25 protein-coding genes are annotated in these 22,084 nt (G+C 64.8%); 16 read left to right on the top strand and 9 right to left on the bottom strand.

Annotated elements, in window-relative coordinates; all coding sequences use genetic code 11:
• The first annotated feature begins 9 nt into the window (after positions 1–9).
• The 3 genes from ACR65N_RS07460 to ACR65N_RS07450 all read left to right on the top strand — a co-directional run bounded on the left by ACR65N_RS07460 (position 10) and on the right by ACR65N_RS07450 (position 3,098).
• Complete coding sequence (locus ACR65N_RS07460; RefSeq protein WP_440456436.1) at positions 10–1,251, top strand: extracellular solute-binding protein; 1,242 nt, start codon at positions 10–12, stop codon at positions 1,249–1,251.
• A gap of 69 nt (positions 1,252–1,320) precedes the next feature.
• Positions 1,321–2,241 (top strand): carbohydrate ABC transporter permease, encoded by a 921-nt coding sequence (locus ACR65N_RS07455; protein WP_440456435.1) that lies wholly within the window; start codon positions 1,321–1,323, stop codon positions 2,239–2,241.
• The gene (locus tag ACR65N_RS07450) at positions 2,238–3,098 is read left to right on the top strand and encodes a carbohydrate ABC transporter permease (RefSeq protein ID WP_440456434.1); all 861 of its coding nucleotides are present in this window, start codon (positions 2,238–2,240) and stop codon (positions 3,096–3,098) included. The genes ACR65N_RS07455 and ACR65N_RS07450 overlap by 4 nt, the downstream gene beginning before the upstream one ends.
• Before the next feature lie 8 nt (positions 3,099–3,106).
• Here ACR65N_RS07450 and ACR65N_RS07445 read toward each other — a convergent pair whose 3' ends face one another.
• Positions 3,107–3,955, bottom strand: coding sequence for a MurR/RpiR family transcriptional regulator (locus tag ACR65N_RS07445; RefSeq protein WP_440456433.1), 849 nt, complete (start codon positions 3,953–3,955; stop codon positions 3,107–3,109).
• A gap of 160 nt (positions 3,956–4,115) precedes the next feature.
• Here ACR65N_RS07445 and murA point away from each other — a divergent pair, with 160 nt between their 5' ends.
• The 10 genes from murA to ACR65N_RS07395 all read left to right on the top strand — a co-directional run bounded on the left by murA (position 4,116) and on the right by ACR65N_RS07395 (position 15,326).
• A complete protein-coding gene (gene murA / locus ACR65N_RS07440; protein WP_440456432.1) occupies positions 4,116–5,372 on the top strand; it encodes a UDP-N-acetylglucosamine 1-carboxyvinyltransferase in 1,257 nt (418 codons plus the stop codon).
• On the top strand, positions 5,369–6,262 hold the full coding sequence (locus tag ACR65N_RS07435; RefSeq protein ID WP_440456431.1) for a glucosamine kinase nucleotide-binding domain-containing protein: 894 nt from the start codon (positions 5,369–5,371) through the stop codon (positions 6,260–6,262). Before murA ends, ACR65N_RS07435 begins: the two co-directional genes overlap by 4 nt.
• 112 nt (positions 6,263–6,374) lie before the next feature.
• A complete protein-coding gene (gene murQ, locus ACR65N_RS07430; protein WP_440456430.1) occupies positions 6,375–7,319 on the top strand; it encodes an N-acetylmuramic acid 6-phosphate etherase in 945 nt (314 codons plus the stop codon).
• Between the two features lie 37 nt (positions 7,320–7,356).
• Complete coding sequence (locus ACR65N_RS07425; protein WP_440456429.1) at positions 7,357–8,883, top strand: ABC transporter substrate-binding protein; 1,527 nt, start codon at positions 7,357–7,359, stop codon at positions 8,881–8,883.
• 22 nt (positions 8,884–8,905) lie between these two features.
• Positions 8,906–9,868, top strand: a complete 963-nt coding sequence (locus ACR65N_RS07420) for an ABC transporter permease (protein WP_440456428.1) — start codon at positions 8,906–8,908, stop codon at positions 9,866–9,868.
• A complete protein-coding gene (locus ACR65N_RS07415; protein WP_440456427.1) occupies positions 9,865–10,707 on the top strand; it encodes an ABC transporter permease in 843 nt (280 codons plus the stop codon). Before ACR65N_RS07420 ends, ACR65N_RS07415 begins: the two co-directional genes overlap by 4 nt.
• The gene (locus ACR65N_RS07410) at positions 10,704–12,446 is read left to right on the top strand and encodes an ABC transporter ATP-binding protein (RefSeq protein ID WP_440456426.1); all 1,743 of its coding nucleotides are present in this window, start codon (positions 10,704–10,706) and stop codon (positions 12,444–12,446) included. Before ACR65N_RS07415 ends, ACR65N_RS07410 begins: the two co-directional genes overlap by 4 nt.
• Positions 12,447–12,470: 24 nt before the next feature.
• Positions 12,471–13,517, top strand: coding sequence for a serine hydrolase domain-containing protein (locus ACR65N_RS07405; protein WP_440456425.1), 1,047 nt, complete (start codon positions 12,471–12,473; stop codon positions 13,515–13,517).
• 12 nt (positions 13,518–13,529) lie between these two features.
• Positions 13,530–14,645: an anhydro-N-acetylmuramic acid kinase gene (locus ACR65N_RS07400; RefSeq protein ID WP_440456424.1), complete on the top strand. Its 1,116-nt coding sequence runs from the start codon at positions 13,530–13,532 to the stop codon at positions 14,643–14,645.
• Between the two features lie 150 nt (positions 14,646–14,795).
• The gene (locus ACR65N_RS07395) at positions 14,796–15,326 is read left to right on the top strand and encodes a gluconokinase (RefSeq protein WP_440456423.1); all 531 of its coding nucleotides are present in this window, start codon (positions 14,796–14,798) and stop codon (positions 15,324–15,326) included.
• A gap of 12 nt (positions 15,327–15,338) precedes the next feature.
• On the opposite strand, the gene ACR65N_RS07390 is transcribed toward ACR65N_RS07395, so the two are convergent.
• Positions 15,339–16,790, bottom strand: coding sequence for an aminotransferase class V-fold PLP-dependent enzyme (locus ACR65N_RS07390; RefSeq protein ID WP_440456422.1), 1,452 nt, complete (start codon positions 16,788–16,790; stop codon positions 15,339–15,341).
• A gap of 98 nt (positions 16,791–16,888) precedes the next feature.
• Here ACR65N_RS07390 and ACR65N_RS07385 point away from each other — a divergent pair, with 98 nt between their 5' ends.
• The 3 genes from ACR65N_RS07385 (at position 16,889) to ACR65N_RS07375 (ending at position 18,756) form a co-directional block, all read left to right on the top strand.
• Positions 16,889–17,368 (top strand): Lrp/AsnC family transcriptional regulator, encoded by a 480-nt coding sequence (locus tag ACR65N_RS07385; RefSeq protein ID WP_440456421.1) that lies wholly within the window; start codon positions 16,889–16,891, stop codon positions 17,366–17,368.
• Between the two features lie 94 nt (positions 17,369–17,462).
• Positions 17,463–17,849: an acyl-CoA thioesterase gene (locus ACR65N_RS07380; RefSeq protein WP_440456420.1), complete on the top strand. Its 387-nt coding sequence runs from the start codon at positions 17,463–17,465 to the stop codon at positions 17,847–17,849.
• 136 nt (positions 17,850–17,985) lie between these two features.
• Positions 17,986–18,756 carry a DUF1194 domain-containing protein gene (locus tag ACR65N_RS07375; protein ID WP_440456419.1) on the top strand — a complete coding sequence of 257 codons (771 nt, stop codon included), beginning with the start codon at positions 17,986–17,988 and terminating at the stop codon, positions 18,754–18,756.
• A gap of 4 nt (positions 18,757–18,760) precedes the next feature.
• Here ACR65N_RS07375 and ACR65N_RS07370 read toward each other — a convergent pair whose 3' ends face one another.
• From ACR65N_RS07370 to ACR65N_RS07340, 7 genes are all read right to left on the bottom strand, one after another.
• The gene (locus tag ACR65N_RS07370; RefSeq protein WP_440456418.1) at positions 18,761–19,540 is read right to left on the bottom strand and encodes an SDR family oxidoreductase; all 780 of its coding nucleotides are present in this window, start codon (positions 19,538–19,540) and stop codon (positions 18,761–18,763) included.
• A 102-nt stretch (positions 19,541–19,642) separates the two neighbouring features.
• Complete coding sequence (locus tag ACR65N_RS07365; RefSeq protein WP_440456417.1) at positions 19,643–20,077, bottom strand: HD domain-containing protein; 435 nt, start codon at positions 20,075–20,077, stop codon at positions 19,643–19,645.
• A complete protein-coding gene (locus ACR65N_RS07360; RefSeq protein WP_440456416.1) occupies positions 20,074–20,451 on the bottom strand; it encodes a GFA family protein in 378 nt (125 codons plus the stop codon). Before ACR65N_RS07360 ends, ACR65N_RS07365 begins: the two co-directional genes overlap by 4 nt.
• Positions 20,452–20,537: 86 nt before the next feature.
• Positions 20,538–21,038 carry an RES family NAD+ phosphorylase gene (locus ACR65N_RS07355; RefSeq protein ID WP_440456415.1) on the bottom strand — a complete coding sequence of 167 codons (501 nt, stop codon included), beginning with the start codon at positions 21,036–21,038 and terminating at the stop codon, positions 20,538–20,540.
• The gene (locus ACR65N_RS07350) at positions 21,031–21,402 is read right to left on the bottom strand and encodes an antitoxin Xre/MbcA/ParS toxin-binding domain-containing protein (RefSeq protein ID WP_440456414.1); all 372 of its coding nucleotides are present in this window, start codon (positions 21,400–21,402) and stop codon (positions 21,031–21,033) included. Before ACR65N_RS07350 ends, ACR65N_RS07355 begins: the two co-directional genes overlap by 8 nt.
• Positions 21,403–21,551: 149 nt before the next feature.
• Positions 21,552–21,758: a hypothetical protein gene (locus tag ACR65N_RS07345; protein ID WP_440456413.1), complete on the bottom strand. Its 207-nt coding sequence runs from the start codon at positions 21,756–21,758 to the stop codon at positions 21,552–21,554.
• 9 nt (positions 21,759–21,767) lie between these two features.
• A complete protein-coding gene (locus ACR65N_RS07340) occupies positions 21,768–21,953 on the bottom strand; it encodes a hypothetical protein (RefSeq protein WP_430306848.1) in 186 nt (61 codons plus the stop codon).
• Positions 21,954–22,084 lie beyond the last annotated feature (131 nt).

Below are 22,084 nucleotides of genomic sequence, written 5' to 3'. Positions count from 1 at the left end.
GAGGAACACATGAAACACTACATTCTGGGAGCCACCCTCGCCGTCTCCGCCCTGATGTCCGCCACGGCGACCTTCGCCGCAGACCTCACCTTCTGGACCTGGCGCCAGGAGGACAAGGCGCAATACGAGAAGTTCTTCAAGGATTTCGAGGCCGAGAACCCGGGCACGACGATCAGGTTCGAGGCCTTCGAGGCGACGAGCTACAACACGGTCCTGTCGACGGCGCTGGCCGGCGGCAAGGGTCCCGACCTGATGATGACCCGCACCTATGGCGGCATCGAGAGCCTTGCCGGTGCCGGCTATCTTATGCCGCTCGACAAGACGAAGATCCCGGCGCTCGAAGGCTTCTCCGAACCGGCACTCGCCTCGGAGACGATGCGCTCCGACAAGACGCTCTACGCCGTTCCGGCCGCCAGCCAGACCATGCTGGTGATCTACAACACCGAGATCTTCGAGAAGAACAACATCGCCGAGCCCAAATCCTGGGACGAGTTCCTCAAGGCTTGCGAAACGCTCAAGGCGGCCGGCATCATGCCGTTTGCCAACGGCACCGCGACCGGCTGGCAGAACGAGACGATCGTCTCGGCGCTCACCTCGTCGATCATGGGCAAGGGCTTCTATGACGACCTGATGGCCGGCAAGACCGACTTCAACGATCCGCGTTACGTCGAAGCGATCTCGCGGCTGAAGGAAATCTCCGCCTATTTCCCGGAAGGCTTCGTCGGCCTCGACTACGCGTCTGCCCAGCAGCTGTTCACCTCTGGCATGGCGGGCATGTTCGCCGGCGGCTCCTTCGAGCTGTCGAACTTCGCCAAGCAGAACCCGGACCTGAAGATGGGCGTCTTCCCGGCGCCCGGCCTGAAGGCCGAGGATGAGAAGCTCGTCGGTCTGTTCTTCGACTCTGGCTTTGCCGCCAACGCCAAGAGCAAGGACAACGAGGCGGCGCTGAAATTCCTCAACTACGTGGCGGGGAAGAAATTCGCACAGGCCTTCGCCAACGAGCTGAACAACGTCTCTGCCGTTCCGGGCGTCACCTTCGACAGCCCGGTGCTGGCAGAGGTTGCCGAGCTTAACAAGAACTCGATCTCCTACATGACGCTCGTCAACTTCCGCTACGGCGAACCGACCGGATCAAACCTGATCCAGGCCGGCGTCAGCAAGCTGTTCAACGGTCAGATGACGCCCGCCGAAGTCGGCAAGTCGATGACCGATGGTCTGGCCGCCTGGTACGCGCCGTTCAAGAAGAAGTAAGCGCAAAGCCGCCGGGAGGTCCTTCCTTCCGGCGGCCCTCGACCTCCTGAAACTCGCACGGGACGAAGCATGCTCTCCACCCAGTTCACCGGACGGCGTTTGTGGATCACGGCCCTGATCGTGCCGCCGATGGCCTTCATGTGCCTGTTCCTCGTCTACCCGATCCTGTCGGCATTCGCCTACGCCTTCTTCGAGTGGCGCGGGCTGGTGCGCGGCGATTTCGTCTGGTTCGAGAATTTCCGCCGGGTGCTGTTCGAGTTTCCGTTTTCGGAACGCACGGTCAACGCCTTCGTCCACAACATCTATGTCTTCTTCGCCCTGATGATCCTGCAGAACGGCGTCGGCTTCGCGCTCGCCTACTGCCTCTGGCGCGACCTTCCCGGCGCCCGCTTCCATCGCATCGCGGTGTTCCTGCCGGTCGTCCTGTCGACGGTCATCGTCGGCCTCCTGTGGAAGCTGTTCCTGCATCCGCTGTTCGGGGTGGTGAACATCTCGCTGCGCTCGGTCGGGCTCGGCTTCCTGGCGCAACCCTGGCTCGGCCAGGATTCTACCGCGTTGACCGCCATCGTCGTTGCCAATGCCTGGCACATGGTCGGCTTCCCGACGCTCGTCTTCCTCGCCGGCATGCAGCGGATCCCCGGCGAGATCCTCGATGCCGTGCGCATGGAAACCACCAGCGAGTGGCTGATCATCCGCAAGATCATCTGGCCGCTGGTTGCGCCCAGCGCCACCGTCGTCTTCACCCTGCTCTTCGTCGGCGCCTTCAACTGGTTCGAGATGCCCTACATCATGGGCGGCATTGATGGTGCCCCGCATGGCGCAACCGACGTGCTCGGCCTCTACTTTTATCGCACCGCCTTTGGCAGCATGTCCGCGTCGGCTGAGAATTTCGGCCCCGGCAGCGCACTCGCGGTACTGATCTTCGTGTTCATCGCCATCGTCTCGAGCTTCCTGACGCTCTATCTGCGCAAGCGGGAGATCCAGCTGTGAACCGCCCCGCACGCGACACCTTCGACCGAGGCCTCTTGGCGACGCTTGGCCGCGACGGGCTGATCCAGATCATCCTCATCGCCAACAGCGTGATCATGCTGGCGCCGATCGTGATCATGATCTTCTCGGCCTTCAAGACCAACGCGCAGATCTTCCAGACGCCGTTCGCCATCCCGGATTTCACCCATGTCGGCAGCCTCCTGCGGGTGTGGACCGAAACCAACTTCCTGCGTTACCTCGCCAATTCCTTCATCGTCACCAGCACGTCGATCGCCCTCATCCTGACGCTCGGGACGATGGCCGCCTACGCGATCGCGCGCTATGATTTCCGCGGGTCGAGCCTGGTGCTGCTGTTCTTCCTCGCTGGCCTGACACTGCCGCTGAAGCTCGCCATCATTCCGCTGTTCATCCAGATGCGCGATTTCGGCCTCCTGGATTCGCGGCTGTCGCTGATCTGCATCTATGTGGCGACGGGTCTGCCGACCACCGTCTTCATCATGACCGGCTTCATCCGAAGCCTCCCCAATGAGCTGGAGGATGCCGCCCGGATGGACGGAGCGAGCGAGGCGCGGATCATGTGGTCGATCATGCTGCCGCTGGTGCGCCCGGCCATGGTGATCTCGGCGATCCAGAACATCGTGCCGATCTGGAACGACTTCTTCTTTCCGCTGATCTTCATCCAAAATGACGATCTGAAGACCCTGCCCCAGGGCCTCACGACCTTCATGGGCGAATACGGGACCGACTGGGGCGTGCTGTTTTCCGGCCTCACCCTCTCGGCGCTGCCTGTCATCATTCTCTACATCACACTGTCGCGGCAGTTCATCAGCGGCATGACGGCGGGAGCGGTCAAATGACCGGTCGGTCAGGCCTTCAGCACGGAGACAGCCGCTTCGCTGGCATGGATGTAGTCGTTGGCATCGGCCTGGTGCTGGACCAGCATCAGGAACAAGAGGTCGGTGAGGATCAGCTGTGCGTCGCGCGAGGTGATGGCCGACGAACGCACCCGCTCTTCGTCGGCAATCGTGTAGAGATGCAGGTGGGCGATGCCTGTCAACGGGTTCGGCTGCAGGCCGGTCAGCGACAGCACCGACGCGCCGCGCTTGGCGGCGAGCTCCGCCACCCGCAGCGTTTCCAGGCTCGCGCCCGAGTAGGAGATGGCAAACAGCGCGTCACTCGGCCCAAGTGTCGCGGCATTGGCAATCTGCACGTGACTGTCGCTGTCGATCAGCACCATCCGGCCGAGCTTCTGCAGCTTGTAGGAAAAGTCGCGCGCCACCAGCGACGAGGCGCCGACGCCGGCCAGATGGATGCGGCGCGCATCCGACAGCAGCTTGACCGCACGCGCGACGCTGTCTTCGCCGTTCACCTGCATCGTCTGCTGCATCGAGTGGACCTTGCTCGCCACCAGCTTCTGCTGGATCGTCATGTAGTCGTCGCTCGCATCGATGGAGCCGTGGATCATGCCGGAAGGCACCTGCCATTCCTGCGCCTTGGCGCGGGTCACGGCGAGCTTCAGCTGCTGGTAGCCGCCATAGCCGATCTTCTGCGAGAACTTGACGACGCTGGACTGGCTGCGCCCGGTCGCGGACGCCAGTTCGGCGGAAGACAGCGTCACCATGCGATCCGGATTGTCGAGGATGAACTGGCCGATCGTCCGTTCCGCCTCGGTCATGCTGTCCAGCTTGGCGCGGATGATGTTGAGCACGGACATGGCGTCGTTCCTCTCGGGACGGTCAAAAACAGGCGAAGCACGCTGAGCCCGGAATTTTGCATTCGCATTTCCGAAATCATCCGGAATTATACCGACCGCATCAACCGCATGACCAGCCCTTCATGGACCGGACATGCCGAATTTCCCCGGAAAGAGACAGATGGATCAACTGCGCATCATCGGCGGGCAGCCGCTTAGCGGCGCCGTCTCCATTGCCGGCGCCAAGAATGCGGGCCTGCCGCAGATTGCCGCCGCGCTCCTCTCCACCGCTCCGCTGGAACTGACGAACCTGCCCAAGGTGTCGGACGTGGAGAACATGCTGCGCGTTGCCGGTTTCTACGGCGCGGCGGTGACGCAGGATGCCAAGGCCGTGCGCATCGATGCCTCCGGGCTCGAACCGCGCGAGGTGGATTACGAGACGGTGCGCAAGATGCGCGCGACGATGCTGGTGCTGGCGCCATTGCTGGTGCGCTTCGGCAAGGCACGCGTCTCGCTTCCGGGCGGTTGCGCGATCGGCGCCCGCCCCGTCGACATGCACCTGAAGGCCCTCTCCGCGCTTGGCGCCACGGTGTCCGTCGAGGGCGGCTACATCGTCGCGGACGCTGCCGCCGGCCTGACGGGCGGCCGCATCGTCCTGCCTGGTCCCTCAGTTGGCGCGACGGAGACGGCGCTGATGGCGGCAACAGGCGCGCGTGGCGACACCGAGATCCTCAACGCCGCGCGCGAACCGGAGGTCGTCGATCTCGCCCATTGCCTCATCGCCATGGGGGCGGAGATCGAAGGCGCCGGCACGCATCGCATCCTCGTGCGCGGGCCGACGCAGTGGCGCGCTGCGAGCCATCACGGCATCCCCGACCGGGTCGAGGCCGGCACCTATGCGGCCGCCGTCGCAGTCGCCGGCGGACAGATCGAGCTCGTCAATGCCCGCCTCGAGCATATGGCGGCGGCCTGCCAGACCCTCGAGGCCATGGGGATCACGCTGTGGCCGAGCGACCGCGGCGTCGTGGTCAGCGGCATGGACCGGCGCAAGCCCGCCGAGATCGCTACCGAACCCTATCCGGGCTTCCCGACCGACCTGCAGGCGCAGTTCATGGCCATCGCGTGCCTGGCTTCCGGCACGACAATCATCCGCGAGACGATCTTCGAAAACCGCTTCATGCATGTGCCGGAACTACGCCGGCTGGGCGCCGATATCACACTCAGCGGCTCGACGGCCATCGTCAGGGGCGGTGCACCGCTGAAGGGCGCGCAGGTGATGGCGACCGACCTTCGCGCCTCCGTATCGCTGGTTCTGGCAGGGCTGGCGGCCGAGGGAGAGACCATCGTCAACCGCGTCTATCATCTCGATCGCGGCTACGAACACCTGGACCGCAAGCTTGCCCAGTGCGGCGCGCAGATCGAGCGGATCTCGCAATGACTGTTCCATCGCAGCAGCCGGTGCTTTTCCTCGGCGTTGATGGCGGCGGTACCGGATGCCGGGCGCGCATCGTCGACATCGACGGCAATGTCGTCGGCGAGGGATTGTCCGGTCCGGCCACCACGCGCCTCGGCGTCGCTGAGGCCTGGGCGTCACTGATGCGCGCCTGGGGAGCGGCGGCCGAAGAGGCCGGGCTCGATCCCGCCCATGCGCCCACCGTGCATGCCGGCATCGGCATCGCCGGCGTCAGCCGCGCTGGCTCGCTTGCCGAATTGAAGGCGCTCGCGCATCCGTTCGCCAGCACCAGCTTCATCTCGGACGGCGCCTGCGCCTGCCTCGGCGCCCATTCCGGACGCGACGGGGCGATCGTTATTGCCGGGACCGGCTCGATCGGGCTGGCCTTCATCGGCGGCGAAGAGCTGCGTGCCGGCGGCTACGGATTCCCCATTTCCGACGAGGGCAGTGGTGCGGATCTCGGCCTCAAGGCCATCCAGCTGGCACTGCGCGCGCATGACGGAAGGCGCGACAAGACGGCGCTGCTGGCTGAGGTGATGAACCGTTTCGACAACACGCCCGGCGAAGTGGTCGGCTGGATGGACCGGGCAACTGCCACGGACTATGCGACGCTGGCGCCGATGGTCCTGCGGCACGCCGACCAGGGCGATGCGGCGGCACGCTTTATCGTGCAGATGGCGGCGGAGCAGATCGACGCGCTGGTGCGACGGATGGTGGAGCTCGGTGCACAGCTGGTGACGTTGCTCGGGGGTCTGTCCGGCCCGATCGAGCCATGGCTGTCGCCGGACGTCCGCCGGAGATTGAAGCCGGCGGATGGCGATGCTGTTTCCGGGTCGATCATCCTTGCCCGACGCGCGGCCGGAATGGCCGCATGACCGACCGGACGACAGGCCGCGCCATACCTCATCAGGAATAATATATTCCCGATCCAGATTGACAGTCGGAATATTCAATCCTACGAATTTGACAACGAAAGAGTGATCATCCATGTCCCACGAGCGTCTTTTGTCCGAGCTCGACCTGTTGGTTTCGGAAGCCCGCAACCCGAAATCGATGGACATCGACCTCCTCGATACCGGTGAGATCCTGCGCGTGATGAACGACGAGGACCGGCTGGTTCCGCTGGCCGTGGAAAAAGTCATCCCGCAGATCACCCTCGCCGTGGATGAGATCGTACGGGCGTTCCGACAGGGCGGACGGTTGATCTACAGCGGCGCCGGAACCAGCGCCCGACTTGGTGTTCTCGACGCGTCCGAATGCCCGCCGACCTTCAGCGTGCCGGACGACATGGTCATCGGCCTGATCGCCGGTGGCCCGAAAGCCATCTTGAGAGCGGTCGAAGGTGCCGAGGACGATGCCGAGGAAGGCCGCCGCAATCTCGAGGACATCTCGCTGACCGAGAAGGACGTCGTGGTCGGCATCGCCGTCAGCGGACGTACGCCTTACGTGCTCGGCGCGCTCGACTATGCGAAATCGATCGGCGCAACCACGGTCGGCCTGTCGTGCAACCCGGATTCGGCGCTGGCGACGATTGCCGATATCGCGATCTCGCCTGTCGTCGGTCCCGAGGTTGTCACCGGCTCGACCCGGCTGAAATCCGGCACGGCGCAGAAGCTCGTGCTCAACATGCTGACGACGGCCAGCATGATCCGCATCGGCAAGACTTACGAGAACCTGATGGTCGATCTCGCGATCAGCAATCAGAAGCTTCACGCACGGGCGATCCGGATGATCGTCCAGGCGACCGGTTGTGCCGCCGACATCGCCGAGCAGGCGCTCGACGACAGCGGCCGCAACGTCAAGCTGGCGATCCTGATGGTGGTCACCGGTTTGCCGGCCGGCCCGGCCGAGATCGCCCTCGAAAAGGCCGAGGGATTCTTGCGCAGGGCGATTGCCGATGCCGGCAGAGATCTGGCACACCGTGCAGGGTAAGGTCGACAAAGATCAACGATAAAAGAGGGAGAATGACATGACCAAGACACTGCGACACTCACTGATGTCCTGCGCCACGGCGGCAATCGCCCTTGGCCTCTGCGTGGCACTGCCCGTGCAGGCCGGCGCTGCGACCCTGAAGATGGCCTGGTCGCAGGATGCGACGGGGCTTGATCCGCACAAGCAGACGGCCTTCTCGTCGATCCGGCTTCTTGAACTCGTCTATGAACCGCTGATCCGGCTTGACGCCAACCTGCAGCCGATCCCGGCGATCGCAGCCTCGTGGACCTTTGCCGACGACGCAAAGAGCCTGACCTTCAAACTCGACCCGAAGGCCAAGTTTCACAACGGCGCGGCGGTCACGTCGAAGGACGTGAAGGCCTCCTTCGAGCGCATTCTCGACCAGGCGACGGCCGCCGCCGCGCGTGCGAATTACCTGTCGATCGCCAGCATCGACACGCCCGACGACCAGACCGTCGTCTTCAACCTGTCGCAGCCGGACGTGCCGCTCTTGACTGCGATGAGCAGCATCAACGCCGCCATCGTTCCGGCTTCCGAGATCGCTGCCGGCAAGGTCGGCACGCAGGCCGTCGGGTCCGGCCCGTTCAAGCTCGCCAAGTGGGAGCCGAACGTGCGCGAGACGCTGACCGCCAATGCCGAATGGGCGGGCGGCAAGACCGGTGTCGAGGGCATCGACATCACAGTGCTGCCGGACGAGAACGCCATCCTCGCCGCGCTGCGTGCCAAGAAGGTCGATTTCGCGCTGATCAATGATCCGCTGGTCGCGACGCTGGTGCCGAACGTGCCGACCCTGAAGCTCAACAAGGTGCCGGTGCTCGCCTACCACGTGCTGCAGCTCAACCCGTCGCGCAAGCCTATGACCGAGCTTGCCGTGCGCCAGGCGATCTCCTGCGCCGTCGACCGAAAGGACATCCTCGACACGGCCCTGCTGGGCGAAGGCGAGATCACCGGTCCGCTCACCATGCCGACCTACCGCTCCAAGCCGGAAGACCTGTTCTGCTACAAGCAGGATCTGGAAAAGGCGAAGAAGCTGATGGCGGATGCGGGCTATGCGGATGGCTTCTCGGCGACCGTGATTGCCGCGACCGGCGAGCCGCCGACCGCCGCCTCCGAGGCGCAGGTGCTCCAGTCGCAGCTGAAGGAGATCGGCATCAACCTCGACATCCGGCTGATGGAATTGAACGTATTTGTTGATACCTGGCTGAAGGGTGACTTCGACATGGCGGTGGCGCTGAACGGCGGCCGTGCCGATCCCTATTCGATGTACAACCGCTACTTCACCAAGACCGGCAATCTGCAGAAGGTGGCGAATTACATCGACGACACGCTGGACGACCTGATGCAGAAGGGCCGCGTCGAAACCGATGTTGCCAAGCGCAAGGAAATCTTCTCCGCCTTCGACAAGCACCTGGCGGAAAAGGCTCCGTGGATCTGGCTCTACACCGGCTTCAGCTACACCGCGCAGCAACAGAACGTCGACGGTTTCGTCTCCTCGCCCGACGGCTCGCTGTTCGGCCTGGCGAAGACGACCCTGAAGCCGTAATGCTAAAGGGGCGGATCGCGACATGAACTACCTGACCAGACGGCTGATCACCTTTCCGATCGTCATGCTCGGCGTCTCCATCCTGGTCTTCGTCGCCATCCGCCTCATCCCCGGCGACAGCATCACCGCCATGCTCGGCACCGAGGCCGGCCTGCTGACGCCCGAGCAGAAGCAGGCGCTCTCGGCCTATTTCGGCATCGACCAGAGCTGGCTCACCCAGTACTGGCGGTGGATCACCGGCCTGGTCCGCGGCGATTTCGGCGTCTCCGTCACCTATGGAAAGCCGGTGCTGGAGGTGATCCTCGGCCGCTTTCCGCTGACGCTGGAACTGGCGGTGCTCGCCATGATCATCGCGATCGCCGTCGGCCTGCCGGCCGGCGTCTTTGCCGCCACCCGCAACGAGAAGCGTTCCGATCTCGTCGTGCGCGTGCTGGCAATGATCGGCCAGTCGACGCCAAGCTTCGTCGTCGGTCTCGTCGTCATCTACATTCTCTCGGCCGGCTTCGGCATCCTGCCGAGCATGGGCGAGTTCGTGCCGTTGTCGGTCGACCCGCTCGCCAACCTCACCCAGATGATTCTGCCGGCGGCAGTGCTTGGCCTTGCCTTCACCGCTTCGGTCACCCGCATCTCGCGCTCGGCCATGCTCGATGTGCTGGGCGACGACTATGTGCGCACTGCCCGTGCCAAGGGCGCGCCGGCCCGCCATGTCATCTGGCGCCATGCGCTTCCCAACGCGCTGATCCCGGTCGTGACGCTGAGCGGCGTCGAATTCGGCTATCTGCTGGGCGGCGCAGTGCTGGTTGAGCAGATCTTTGCGCTTCCCGGCCTCGGCCGTATGACGCTCGACGCCATCCTGCAGCGCGACTATGCGCTGGTGCAGGGCAGCGTGCTGTTCGTCGCCTTGAATTTCATGATCGTCAACCTGCTGGTCGATCTCGTCTACGTGGCGCTTGATCCGCGCATTCGCCTCGGGGGCCGCTCATGACATCGATCATCCGCAGCCTCGCCCGCCACCCGAGCGGGCGCATCGGCGGTTTCATCGTGCTGGCCTATCTGCTGGTGGCGCTCGCCGCCGCCTGTGGCCTCACACCTTATGATCCGCTGATGCAGTTCCGCGTCGAGCGGCTGCAGGGTCCGAGCCTCACGCACTGGATGGGCACCGACATGTTCGGCCGCGACGTGGCGAGCCGGCTGATGATCGGCATCAGCCAGTCGTTTCTCGTCGCCTTCTCGTCGGTCGGTATCGCTGCGACCCTCGGAACCGTCCTCGGGCTGACGGCCGCCTGGTTCGGCCACCTGTGGGACGGGCTCGTCATGCGCTGCATGGACGTGCTGCTGGCCTTCCCAGCCATTCTGCTGGCGCTGCTGATCGTCGTCGTCGCCGGCACCGGAACGTTCTCCAGCATCGTCGCCATCGCCATCGTCTACACGCCGATCTTCACGCGCGTCGTGCGCGGCCCTGCCCTGTCGATCAAGTCGCGCGATTTCGTCGATGCGGCGCGCACCTTCGGCAGCAGCCGGATCTACATCCTCACCCGGCACCTGATGCTGAACCTCGTCGCGCCGCTCACCGTGCAGGTGACGCTGGCGCTCGCCTGGTCGCTGCTGACCGAAGCCGGCCTCAGCTTCCTCGGGCTCGGGACCCAGCCTCCCGCCTCCTCGCTCGGCCTGATGCTTGCCGACAGCAGCAACCTGATGGAAATGGCGCCGTGGCTGCTCGCCTTTCCGGGGCTGGCGATCATGCTCGGCATCCTCGGCTTCAACCTCTTGGGCGACGCGCTGCGCGATGTCCTTGACCCCAAGGCGCGGAGGGCATTCGCATGACCCGCCTTCTCGACGTTTCCGGCCTGAAGGTCGGTTTCGGCCGCGGCGCGCAGATAAAGCCCGTTGTCCACGGCATCGACTTCACGCTCGACGCCGGCGAGACGCTGGCGATCGTCGGCGAAAGCGGCTCCGGCAAGTCCGTGACCGCGTTGTCGATCAACCGTCTGGTCGACTATGGCGGCGGCCGCATTCTCGAGGGAAAACTCAATTTTACCCGCGCCGATGGCAGCATTGTCGATCTGGCGCATGCTCCCGAACGGCAGCTCGAAAAGATCCGGGGTGCCGAGATCGGCATGATCTTCCAGGAGCCGATGACGTCGCTCAATCCGGTCCTGCCGATCGGACGGCAGATCGAGGAGGCGTTCCGCCTGCATCGCGGCGTGTCCGGCCAACAGGCGAAGACGGCCGCTCTGGAGGCACTCGACCGGGTGCGCATACCCGACGCCAAGCGCCGGCTCGGCTATTTCCCGCATCAGCTGTCCGGCGGCATGTTGCAGCGGGTGATGATCGCCATGGCGCTCGCCTGCAGCCCGCGCCTGCTGATCGCCGACGAACCGACGACGGCGCTCGACGTCAGCGTCCAGGCGCAGATCATGGCGCTGCTTGCCGAACTGAAACGCGAGACCGGCATGGGGATGATCTTCATCACCCACGACATCGGCCTTGTCGCCGGCATCGCCGACCGCGTGATGGTCATGCAGTCCGGCCGCGCCGTCGAACACGGACGGCTGGACGACGTGCTCGACCGGCCGCAACACGCCTACACGCAGCATCTGCTCTCAGCCGTGCCGCACTTCACCGCCGGCCGGCATGCGCGCAATGACTATACTCGGCCTTCGGGCACCGCAGTCCCTCCGGCGCTCTCCGTCGAGGGTCTGACCGTCCGTTTCCCGGTGACCGGCGGCCTGTTGCGGCGCCAGACGGGCGCGGTGCACGCCGTCGAGGACGTTACATTCGAGGTGATGCCCGGCGAAACGCTGGCCGTGGTCGGCGAGAGCGGGTCCGGCAAGTCGACCACAGCGCGGGCGATCCTCGGCCTCGTCACGCCGACGCGCGGCGCGTTCCACACCGCGGCAAGCGGCGACGATCACGGTCGCCGCCCGGTGCAGATGGTGTTCCAGAACCCTTACGCCTCGCTCAATCCGCGGCTTTCGGTCGAAAGCCTGCTCGGCGAGCCGGTGATTGCCTCGGGCGGGCGGATCGACCCGCCGATGAAGACCCGGATGGCGCAGCTTCTGGAGCGGGTCGGACTGCCCTCCGACAGCCTGGGGCGCTATGCCCACGAGTTTTCCGGCGGCCAGCGCCAGCGGCTCTGCATCGCCCGGGCACTGATGGTCAATCCGTCGGTGCTGGTGCTCGATGAGGCTGTCTCGGCGCTCGACGTCAGCGTTCAGGCAAAGGTGCTCGATCTCCTCGTCGACCTGCAGAAGGAGCTGAAGCTCGCCTATCTGTTCGTCTCGCACGACATGGCGGTGGTGGAGCGGATCGCCCATCGGATCGCCGTTCTCTATGCAGGGCGGATCGTCGAGATCGGCGATGCCGGCTCCATCCTCGCCAATCCGCAGCATGCCTATACGAAGCGGCTGATTGCTGCCGTGCCGACCATGGAACGCCGGCGCGAGCACTTCTCGCTCGACACGAGCTCGGTGCCGAGCCTGCTGCGGCCGATCGGCTACGAGCCGCCCGCACTGGACTGGCGCGAGCATGGCAACGATCACCGGTCGCGGGTCGAGGCCTGAGATTGATGACGAAGGGAGAAGCCTGTGGCGGATCAGACTGACATTGCCGGAGATCCAGCCTTTGTGGACGGTTTCGAGGCCGCCTTTGCTTCCCTGGAGGCTGCCATCGACAGCAGCCGCATCCCCGGCGGCGTGCTTGGCATGGTCGATCTTGCCGGGAACCGGATGACGCGTGCGACAGGCCTTGCCCAGCGCGCGGGCGGCGCCTGGGACGGCGGCGACCGTCCGATGACGCTCTCCACCTGGTTCGACCTTGCCTCGCTCTCCAAGGTGATCTTCACCACGCCGCGCATCTTGGCGCTTGCCGAACAGGGCATCATCGACCTCGATGCGCCGGTGACCAGCATCATTCCGGACCTTCGGCAGTATGCGCCGAACGGTTGGGAACGCGCCGTCACCTTCCGCCAGTGCCTCGGCCACCAGACCCCCTTCCCCGCCGTCGAGCCCATCTACACCTATGATGGGGATCCGCAGCGGCTGCGCGCCTTCGTCCTGCAGCGCGAATGGCGTGCCGGACCGCCGGTCTATTCCGACATCAACTACATCCTCCTCGGCATAGCGCTGGAGCGGATCGAGGGGCGGCTTGTCCGCGAAATGGATCCCGGCGCTGGCTTCGGCTTTTCCGCCGATCCGCAGCAAACGGCAGCGACCGAATTCTGCACCTGGCGCGGACGCCTTCTGTCGGGCGAAGTGCATGACGAAAACTGCGCGGCGCTGCAGGGATCCGGCCATGCGGGCCTGTTCGGCACGGCCGCGTCTGTGCTCGACTTTGCGCACGGTATTCTTCAGGGCAACGCCTCCGGCGACCAAAAGGTCGCGTGGATGCGCCAGCCGCTTTCGCCAAAGCGCACGCATGGCTGGGAGCTGTCCTATGACGGATGGTCGGGCGGCAGCCTTTGCAACGCCTCGGTGATCGGCCATACAGGCTTTACCGGAACCGGCCTCTGGATCGACTTCGAGCGCGGCCGCGCCTGGACGCTGCTCACCAACCGCGTTCATCCGAGCCGGCATTTCGACAGCGGCATCGTGGCGCTCCGCGCAGCCGTCGGCGATGCCGTCAACAGTCACTGAGGGATCACACAGATGCAGCCAATCTGGGCCGTCGGCCTGATGACCGGAACCGTCCTCGACGGCAATATCGACGTGGCGCTCCTGAAGACGGACGGCGAGCGGATCGAAGCGTTCGGCGCCTACACGCTGGCGCCCTATCCGCGCGAGATCCGCGACCTTCTGGAAGAGACGCTGACGCAGGCCCGTGCCTGGAATTTCGACGGGCCGGAGCCGGAGATCTTCAAAACCGCCGAGGAACAGTTGACGCGTGCCCAGTCGGACGCGGTGCGGGCGCTGGTGCAGGAGGCCGGACTGTCGCTCGCTGACATCGGCGTCGTCGGTTTTCATGGCCAGACGGTGCTGCACCGCGCGCCGCAGCCGGGCCGCAAGGGCGCCACCCGCCAGCTCGGCGATGGCGGGCTGATGAGTTCCATCCTCGGCGTCAAGGTCGCCTATGATTTCCGCAGCGCCGATGTCGCAGCCGGCGGCCAGGGCGCGCCACTTGCTGCCGCCTATCACGCGGCGCTTCTGTCGGGCGTGGCGCAGGATGGCGACACCGCCATCCTCAATCTGGGCGGCGTTGCCAACATCACCTGGACGGATGGCCGTAGCGAGCTTGTCGCCTTCGATACCGGACCGGCCAACGCCCCGATCAACGACTTCGTCAAGCGGCACGGTCTTGGCGACATGGACCGCGACGGCAGGCTTGCCGCCAGGGGAACCGTGGACGAGGCAAGGCTCGCCAAGCTGCTCGAGCATGCCTATCTCACCAAAGCCTATCCGAAATCGCTCGACCGCTTCGATTTCACCGTCGAGATGGCCGGCGATCTCGGGCCGGAAGATGGTGCGGCGACGCTGACGGCGTTTACCGCCTCGGCTGTCGGCAAGGCGCTCGATCTCCTGCCGCAGCGGCCGAAAAAGCTGATGGTGAGCGGCGGCGGACGCCACAATCCGACGCTGATGGAGATGCTGCGCCAGCGCGCCGGCGTCGAAGCGGTGTCGGCCGATACCATCGGCTGGCGCGGCGATGCGGTGGAGGCCGAGTGCTTCGCGTTCCTCGCGGTGCGTGTACTGCGTGGCCTGCCGATCAGCTTTCCCTCGACAACCGGCGCGCCTGAGCCGCTGAACGGCGGGCGTCTCGCAGGCTGAGTGAAGGTGGGGCGGCGACGTCGAGCAGTGGGGCCCTGCCTTGTCGGGTGAGCCTTCGCTCGCTATACCGCCTTGACGGCCTGCCTGACGCCTCCCCGGCGCCGGGCATGCGCCACCCGGAACCACATGACAGCTGACAGGATCTCCTCCATGGCGCAAATGCAGACTTCTTCCCCCGCGCCGCAGCGCCTCGTGCTGATGGGTGTCGCCGGCTCCGGCAAGTCGACGGTTGGCGAGGCGCTGGCCAAGCGCATCGGCGCCACCTATTTCGACGGTGACGACCTGCATCCGCGCGCCAATATCGAGAAGATGAGCCGTGGCGAGCCGCTGACTGACGAGGACCGCTGGCCGTGGCTGACGCTGGTCGGCGAAGCGTTGGCGGAGGGTGACGGCACCAAGATTGTCGGCTGCTCGGCACTGAAGCGCATCTACCGCGACCACATCCGCGACAAGGCGAAGGTGCCGGTGATCTTCGTGCATCTCGCCGGTTCGCGGGAGGTGATCTCCGGTCGAATGGGTGCCCGCACCGGGCATTTCATGCCGACGACGCTGCTCGACAGCCAGTTCGCCGCGCTTGAACCACCGGCCGCCGACGAGCTGTCGGTGACGGTCGATATCGACCAGCCGCTGGAGGGCGTGGTCGACGCCATCGTCGAGCAGCTGTCACGGCATGCCGCCTGAGCAATCCTGCGCTCAGGCCGCCTGGGGGAAGAAGATGGCCCGCGCCGGATCGAACCCGTAGTGCCGGCGGTAATCCGCCGCGTCGCTCGCCAGCTGGGTGACGCTGTCGAGGATGAAGTCGACCTTTTCCGCGCAGAGAAGGACGGAGAGGTTGAGCCGCGTGAAGCCGGGCTTCTCCATCTCGTCGCCCGCAAGGATCGCTGCCCGCATGCGCGCCGATTCCGCCTCGTCTATGTCGAGGAGCCGATGAACGTAGGGACCGGCGCAGGCACAGCCGCCGCGCGCCTGGATACCGAACCGGTCGGACAACATGCGTGTCACCAGCTGCTGGTGGATATGACCGCCCTCGCCGTCGCGAATGCGGAGGGAGAAGATCGGCAGCCGCTGGGCGGTCAGCGAGCCGAGCAATTCGATGCGCGGATGATGCCGCCATGTCTCGATCGCCCGTTCCGCCAGTTCCGCGTTCCGTTCAGCCATCCGCGTCTTGCCGATCGCATCCTTGACCAGGAAGGCGAGCGCCGCGCGTATATCTCCGACGACATTGGGGGTGCCCGCCTCTTCGCGTGCTTCCAAGCTGCCTGAATAGTCATGGCCGCTCGCCGAGACGAACCGCACCGTGCCGCCGCCGCTCCAGGTCGGTTTTTCGCGAATGACGGCATCGCGCCGGACGATCAGCACGCCCGAGGCGCCAGGCCCGCCGAGGAACTTGTGCGGTGAGACGACGATGGCGTCGATCTCTGCACCCGGCAGCGGCGTCATGGAGATCGGCAGGTACGGACCGCCGCCCGCATAGTCCCAGACGATCGTCGCGCCGGCACTTTTTACACATGCCGTCACCGCGGCGACGTCGGCGATGATGCCGGTCACGTTTGAGGCCGCGGAGAAGGAGCAGATCACCCGATCAAAGACGGCGGATCCCTGCAGCACGGCCTCGAGTTCACCCAGATCAGGCCCACCATCAGCGGCCTCACCGAGCTCGACGATATCGGCTCCGGCTTCACGCCATGGCAGGATGTTGGAGTGGTGCTCGTAGGGGCCAATGATGACGCGGGTGCCGGGCCGGTCCGCACCCAACAGCGCGACCAGCCTGTTGATGCCAGCCGTCGCTCCGGACCCGGCGAAGATGACGGCATGCCGCTCATCAGCGCCACAGCAGGCGGCGATCGTGGCACGTGCCTCGCGCCGCAGCCGGGTCATCATGCCTCCGCAATAGGAAGCTTCCGTGTGGCTGTTGGCATAGAAGGGCAGAACCTGCCGCAGGACGAAGGTCTCGACCTGCATCATCGCCCGCCCGGAGGCGACATAATCGGCATAGACGAGTGGCTTTGGCCCGAACGGTCCGTCGACCACCGCATCCGAACCGATCAGCCCCTCGGCCAGCAGATCGAGGATCCGCGGACTTTCGAGCTCGGCGCGGAACCGTTGAAGAAGGTCAGAAGTCTGTCCCGTTGCAGCGCTTGCCATCGATTCGTCCCCTCATGTCATCGCTGATGAAGGATAGACGTTGCATCGCGGTGCTTTCATTGCCTATTCTGTCTGAAATACAGCGGTGAGTGTGTCATATGATCGATCAGGAACAGAAATTCGATGCTATTGATAGGAGGATCCTGACGTTTCTGCAGCGCGACGGATCGCTGTCGCAGCGCGAGCTTGCCGAAAAGGTCGGACTTTCGCAGAACGCCTGCTGGCGTCGGCTGCAGCGGCTGCAGGATAGCGGGATCCTCAAGGGCTCGCAGGCGGCGGTGGATCTACCGGCTCTCGGGCTCGACCTGACGGTCTTCGTGATGATCCGCACCCGTCACCATTCGAAGGAATGGGCTGAGGGTTTTCGCCGCCATGTCGAAAAGCTGCCCGAGGTGGTCGATTTCTATCGGATTGGCGGCGACTGGGACTATCTGCTGAAAGTCGTGACGCGCGGCATGCGCGGCTATGACGCCTTCTACCAGAAGCTCATCACCGACTTCGATTTCTCCACTGTCACCGGCTTCTTCTCGATGGAGGCCATGATGCAGAACCGGCCGACCGACCTGACGCGGCTATGACCTGACGCAATACCGCCATGCAGGAACGTCGCTTGAAGCAGCAGTGCTTGCCGTTCATTTATTGTGCGATGCACAACGACAAAGGGGACTTGCGATGACGGAACAACAGGACGAGCCCAAGGGCGATCTGACGCTGCGCACGCTGGCGATGCCGGCCGACGCCAACCCGTCGGGCGACATCTTCGGCGGCTGGGTAATGGCACAGATGGATCTGGCCGCCGGCATCGCCTCCTCGGAGCGCGCCAGGGGCCGCACCGTGACCGCAGCGATGCGCGAAATGATCTTCCGCCAGCCGATCAAGGTCGGCGACACTTTGTGCATCTACACGACCGTCACCGGCGTCGGCCGGACTTCCATGACGCTTTCGGTCGAATGCTGGGTCCGCCGACAATTTTCGGAAAGCCGGCAGAAGGTAACGGAGGCGAGCTTCGTCATGGTGGCGCTGGACGAGAGCGGCACGCCGCGTCCCGTCGACGGCTGAGCCGCTGCGGGCAAGACCGCCGTTGATTGGCCGCCAATCCATCACCGACATGTGAAAGCATCCCTCCCTCGCACCATCGTGCCTCGGAAAACCTGTGTTACAGTCTCCGTTCACGAACGCTTGTGAAGGGAATGCCATGCTTGCCACCCTCGCGATGCTGATGAACCTGACCGCCGTTCCTGCAGCAGCGACTGCCGCAGGCGAGGTCGACGTGGAGCTTGTCCTGGCGGTCGATACCTCCCGCTCCATGGATTACGAGGAGATGCGCGTCCAGCGTGAGGGCTATATCGGCGCGCTGCAGCACCAGGACTTCATCAACGCGGTCCGCAACGGGCTGACCGGCCGGATCGCCATTACCTACTTCGAGTGGGCCGGCGAGGTCGATGCAAGTTCGGTCATAGACTGGCAGATCATCGAGACGGCCGACGACGCCAAGGCCTTCGCCGACAAGCTGGCGGCGCGCTCCATCGTCACCCAGCGGCGCACCTCGATCTCGGCGGCGATCGGCTTCGGCGCCCGAACGATCACCGAAAACGGCTATGACGGGATGCGCCGGGTCATCGACGTTTCCGGCGATGGTCCGAACAATATCGGCGATCCTGTCGAGCCGGCACGCGACAAGGCCCTGGAGGCCGGCATCATCATCAACGGGCTGGCGCTGATGCTGCGGCCTTCCGGCACGTCCAGCGGGCTCGACAACTATTACGGAGACTGCGTCATCGGTGGTCCAGGCTCGTTCGTCCTGCCCGTGCACAACATCGAGGATTTCGCCGTCGCCATCCGCCGCAAGCTGGTGCTCGAGGTCAGCGGGCTGACACCCGACGCCAAGGTGCAGCGCATTGCCGCCGAACCCAAGGCCGACTGCCTGATGGGCGAGATGCAATGGCAGCAGTTCCTCGATCGCTAGCGGTCTAGCGCAGCAACCCCTGCCCGCCGTCGATGAAGACCGGCGTGCCGGTTACGTGACGGGCGCGCTCAGAGGCGAGGAAGAGGATGAGATCGGCCACATCCTGGCTCTTCCCGGGCTTGCCATCGTTGACCGGGATCTCACCGTCCGGCCACTCGACCGGCACCTCTGTCTCCTCGCGATCGCGCATGCTGGTATTGTCGTTGATCGCCGTCTCGATCTCGCCGGGGCAGACGGCGTTGACGCGGATGTGGTGCTTGCCCAGTTCCAGCGCCAGTTGCTGCGCCATGGCGACCTGCGCCGCCTTGGTGGCGGAATAGGCGGTGGCGCCGGGAGAGGTGAAGGTGCGGTTGCCGTTGATCGACGAGACGATGACGATGGCGCCGCCCTGCTTCTTCAGATGCGGCACGGTCGTGTGCAGCGTCAGGTAGGTGCCACGCAGGTTCACCGAAATGGTCTTGTCGAACTCTTCCGGCTTCAGATCGTCGATCGGTGCCCAGACGCCGTTGATGCCGGCATTGGCGACCACGATGTCGAGCCTGCCATACCGCTCCACCAGAGCACCAACCGCCTTGCGCATCGCCGCCTCGTCCGAGACGTCCGCGGTGATGGCCATCGCTTCTCCGCCAGCGTTGCTGATTTCGCCGACCGCCTTGTCGATCTCGTCGGCGGTATGGCTGAGGAGGCCGACCTTGGCTCCTGCCTTGGCCAGCGCGACCGCGGTCGCCTTGCCGATTCCGGATCCCGCACCGGTGACCAACGCCACTTTCGACGAAAATTCCATTGCGCTCTTCTCCTCGTCATCGATGGTGCGGTGCAAACCGCAGACGCAAGTAATAGTTCCGGCGCAGCCGCTGGCTGCTGGGCCAAGCGGCGCTGCCGAGTGTCACGGCTGCTCTGCGGTCAGCAGGCGCAGAGCCTCCTCGTATTTCTGGGTGTCGCTGCCGATCCGCCGCGCCTGATCGAGATTGTCGAGCAGATCGGCCCGTTTGACCGGACGCGCCAGCGGGTTGGCGATCGCCCGTCGGCAAAGCGCCAGGTACTCCTCGCCCGGGCGCTTGCTCATGGCGTCCACCGCCTGAACCACGGCGTCATCGAAGCCGGCCATGCTCAGCCGCTCCAGCGACCATTCCGGGCACTTCTCCAGAACGTCGTGCAGCCAGGCGACCGTCTTCTCCGTCTCGGTGCGCACACCGGCTGCGACGCGCGCGACATGATCGATCAGCGGCTCGCCGGTCTTTGCCGTCTGCCCCTGATGGGCGGCCGATGCGATTGCCTGCGCCTGAAGCAGTTGCACGCCCATTGTCGATCCGGCACTCATCCGGTCCGATCCTCGACGAACTGATCCTTGCCCGGCAGCGGCTCCAGCCACCCTTCGCGCCGCTTGGTCCACAGCTCATAGGTCGGCTCAAGGTCCGTCGGCGCCATGTCGAGACTGCCGACACGGACCTCGACGGTTTCCTCCTCGATATTGAAGAGGCGCGACCCGCAGGCCGGGCAGAAACCTCGACCATTGAAGTGCTTCACGTCGCCGGTGTGGGAAAATGCATGGCGGGGCCAGACGGCGAAGGTGACGAAGGCAGAGCCGCTTTCCTTGCGGCAGTCGGCACAGTGACAGACACCGACGCGCAATGGCGCATCGTTGACGTTGTAGCGGACCGCGCCGCAGAGGCAGCCTCCCGACCGAATAATCATGCTTCTTCCTCCCTTGTCTGACCGACGTCGTAATGACCTAGGGCAGGATCGGCAGCCGGCCAGAATGCCGCGAGTGGATCATCCGGCTATCGCCAGGAGGCAGCGTCCTTCGGCAGTCGCCCCTCGGGATCCGTCACCGTAAGGCTGAGGCCGGCGCCATCATTCCAGCGCCACAGCGCCACGCAGGTGCCGCCGGGCGACATGAACGACGGATAGATTAGGCCGTCGAAGCCGTCGGCGACCAAACGCTCCTGGGTGCGATGGGTTTCCGGCCGCCTTCCTGCAGCCATCTCGGCGCGCCACTCGCAGGCATGAATTTCGGGTGCCGATCTCAGCGCAGCCAGCACCTGCGGATCGGTCAGATCGATGATCCGGGCACCCTTCAATGTCATCTGCACGATCAGCGCCGGATGCTGAACAAAGCCCTGATTGTACTCGGCCCACGCGGTCGATAACTCCCGCGCCGCATAGAGCGCCGGTTGCCCAATCGGATTCCAACGTCCACCGAACCGGGCCGTACCCTCACCGGACAGCGGCACGTACGCCCAGCGCGGAACATAGGCGCGCCAGAGGACGATGTCAGGCATAGACGCCCGACCGTACCGCTTCGAGGTAACGAAGAACCTCGTCCGCCCGGCCCTCGCGAACGAGGTCATAGGCCGTCATGCCGGCCCAGCCGGGGATGGGCTGGTGCTTGAACCACACCGCCGCCCGGCTTTCGTCACCCGCCATCTCAACGACCATGGACAGGATGCGGACAACCGGGCTCAGCGCCTGATCGACTTTGCGCGCACTTGCCGTCCCGGCCAACGTGTTGCGAGCGACACCGATCATCTGCGCTAGCTCGGTCTGCGTCAGGCCAAGCAGATCCGCCACGCGCCGCGGCGAGAGAAACGGAGACTGCGGGTCGCCAAATGAAATGGCGCCGCCTTCCAAGATGTGGGCAGTCATTGAGCGCCTCCTGACCGGTTTCTCACAGGATGGCGATCAATCTATGCCCTGAACAGGATGGAGACAAGCCAGTGGATGGTGTCCCGTAGCGAAAAGGGGACCCGCACGTGGTGCGCGGATCCCTCGCTCAGGTGCTGACGGTTCCGGCATCAGGCAGGATGCGTGCCGCCCTTGCTGCCGCTGTCGTGTGTGTGGTTGCGATCGTGCTCACCGCCACCACCGGACACCTTCGACCGCGTGCGGTCGTCGCTGTCGGCCGGCGGCTTCTTCACTTCGAGCGGCGCCTTGGCGTTTTCGTGCGATGCGCCGGGACCGCCCTGGCGAATGGTGTTGGGATGTTTGCTGGACGTGCTCATGCGCGCCTCCTATCGATCCTGCTGGTAGCCCTGATTGGTGGTGTTGACCTTGGAGTTGCCCTGCTGGCCCTGCTTGTCGAAGTTCTTCGAGCCCGGGTCGGCTGTACGCTCGGCAGCAGTCGATGGCGTGGCGGCATCTCCGGTTCCCTTCGGGCTGCGATTGTCCTCGGGGACGGGGGGAAGTCGACTGTTCATGCTCTGCCTCCTTGCTTTCACGTGAACATGCGGACCCAACCGTGGGGGTGGGGTGATGTTCCCGCGAACGGCCCTATCTGAAGCAGACGAACAGTGATGCCGTCAGCAGACCGGTTGCCAGGAAGAGAAAA

This window comes from Rhizobium sp. SAFR-030 (genome assembly GCF_059415005.1).
Note: the sequence above shows the minus strand (reverse complement) of the source record. Positions and strands in the feature narration are given on the sequence as shown.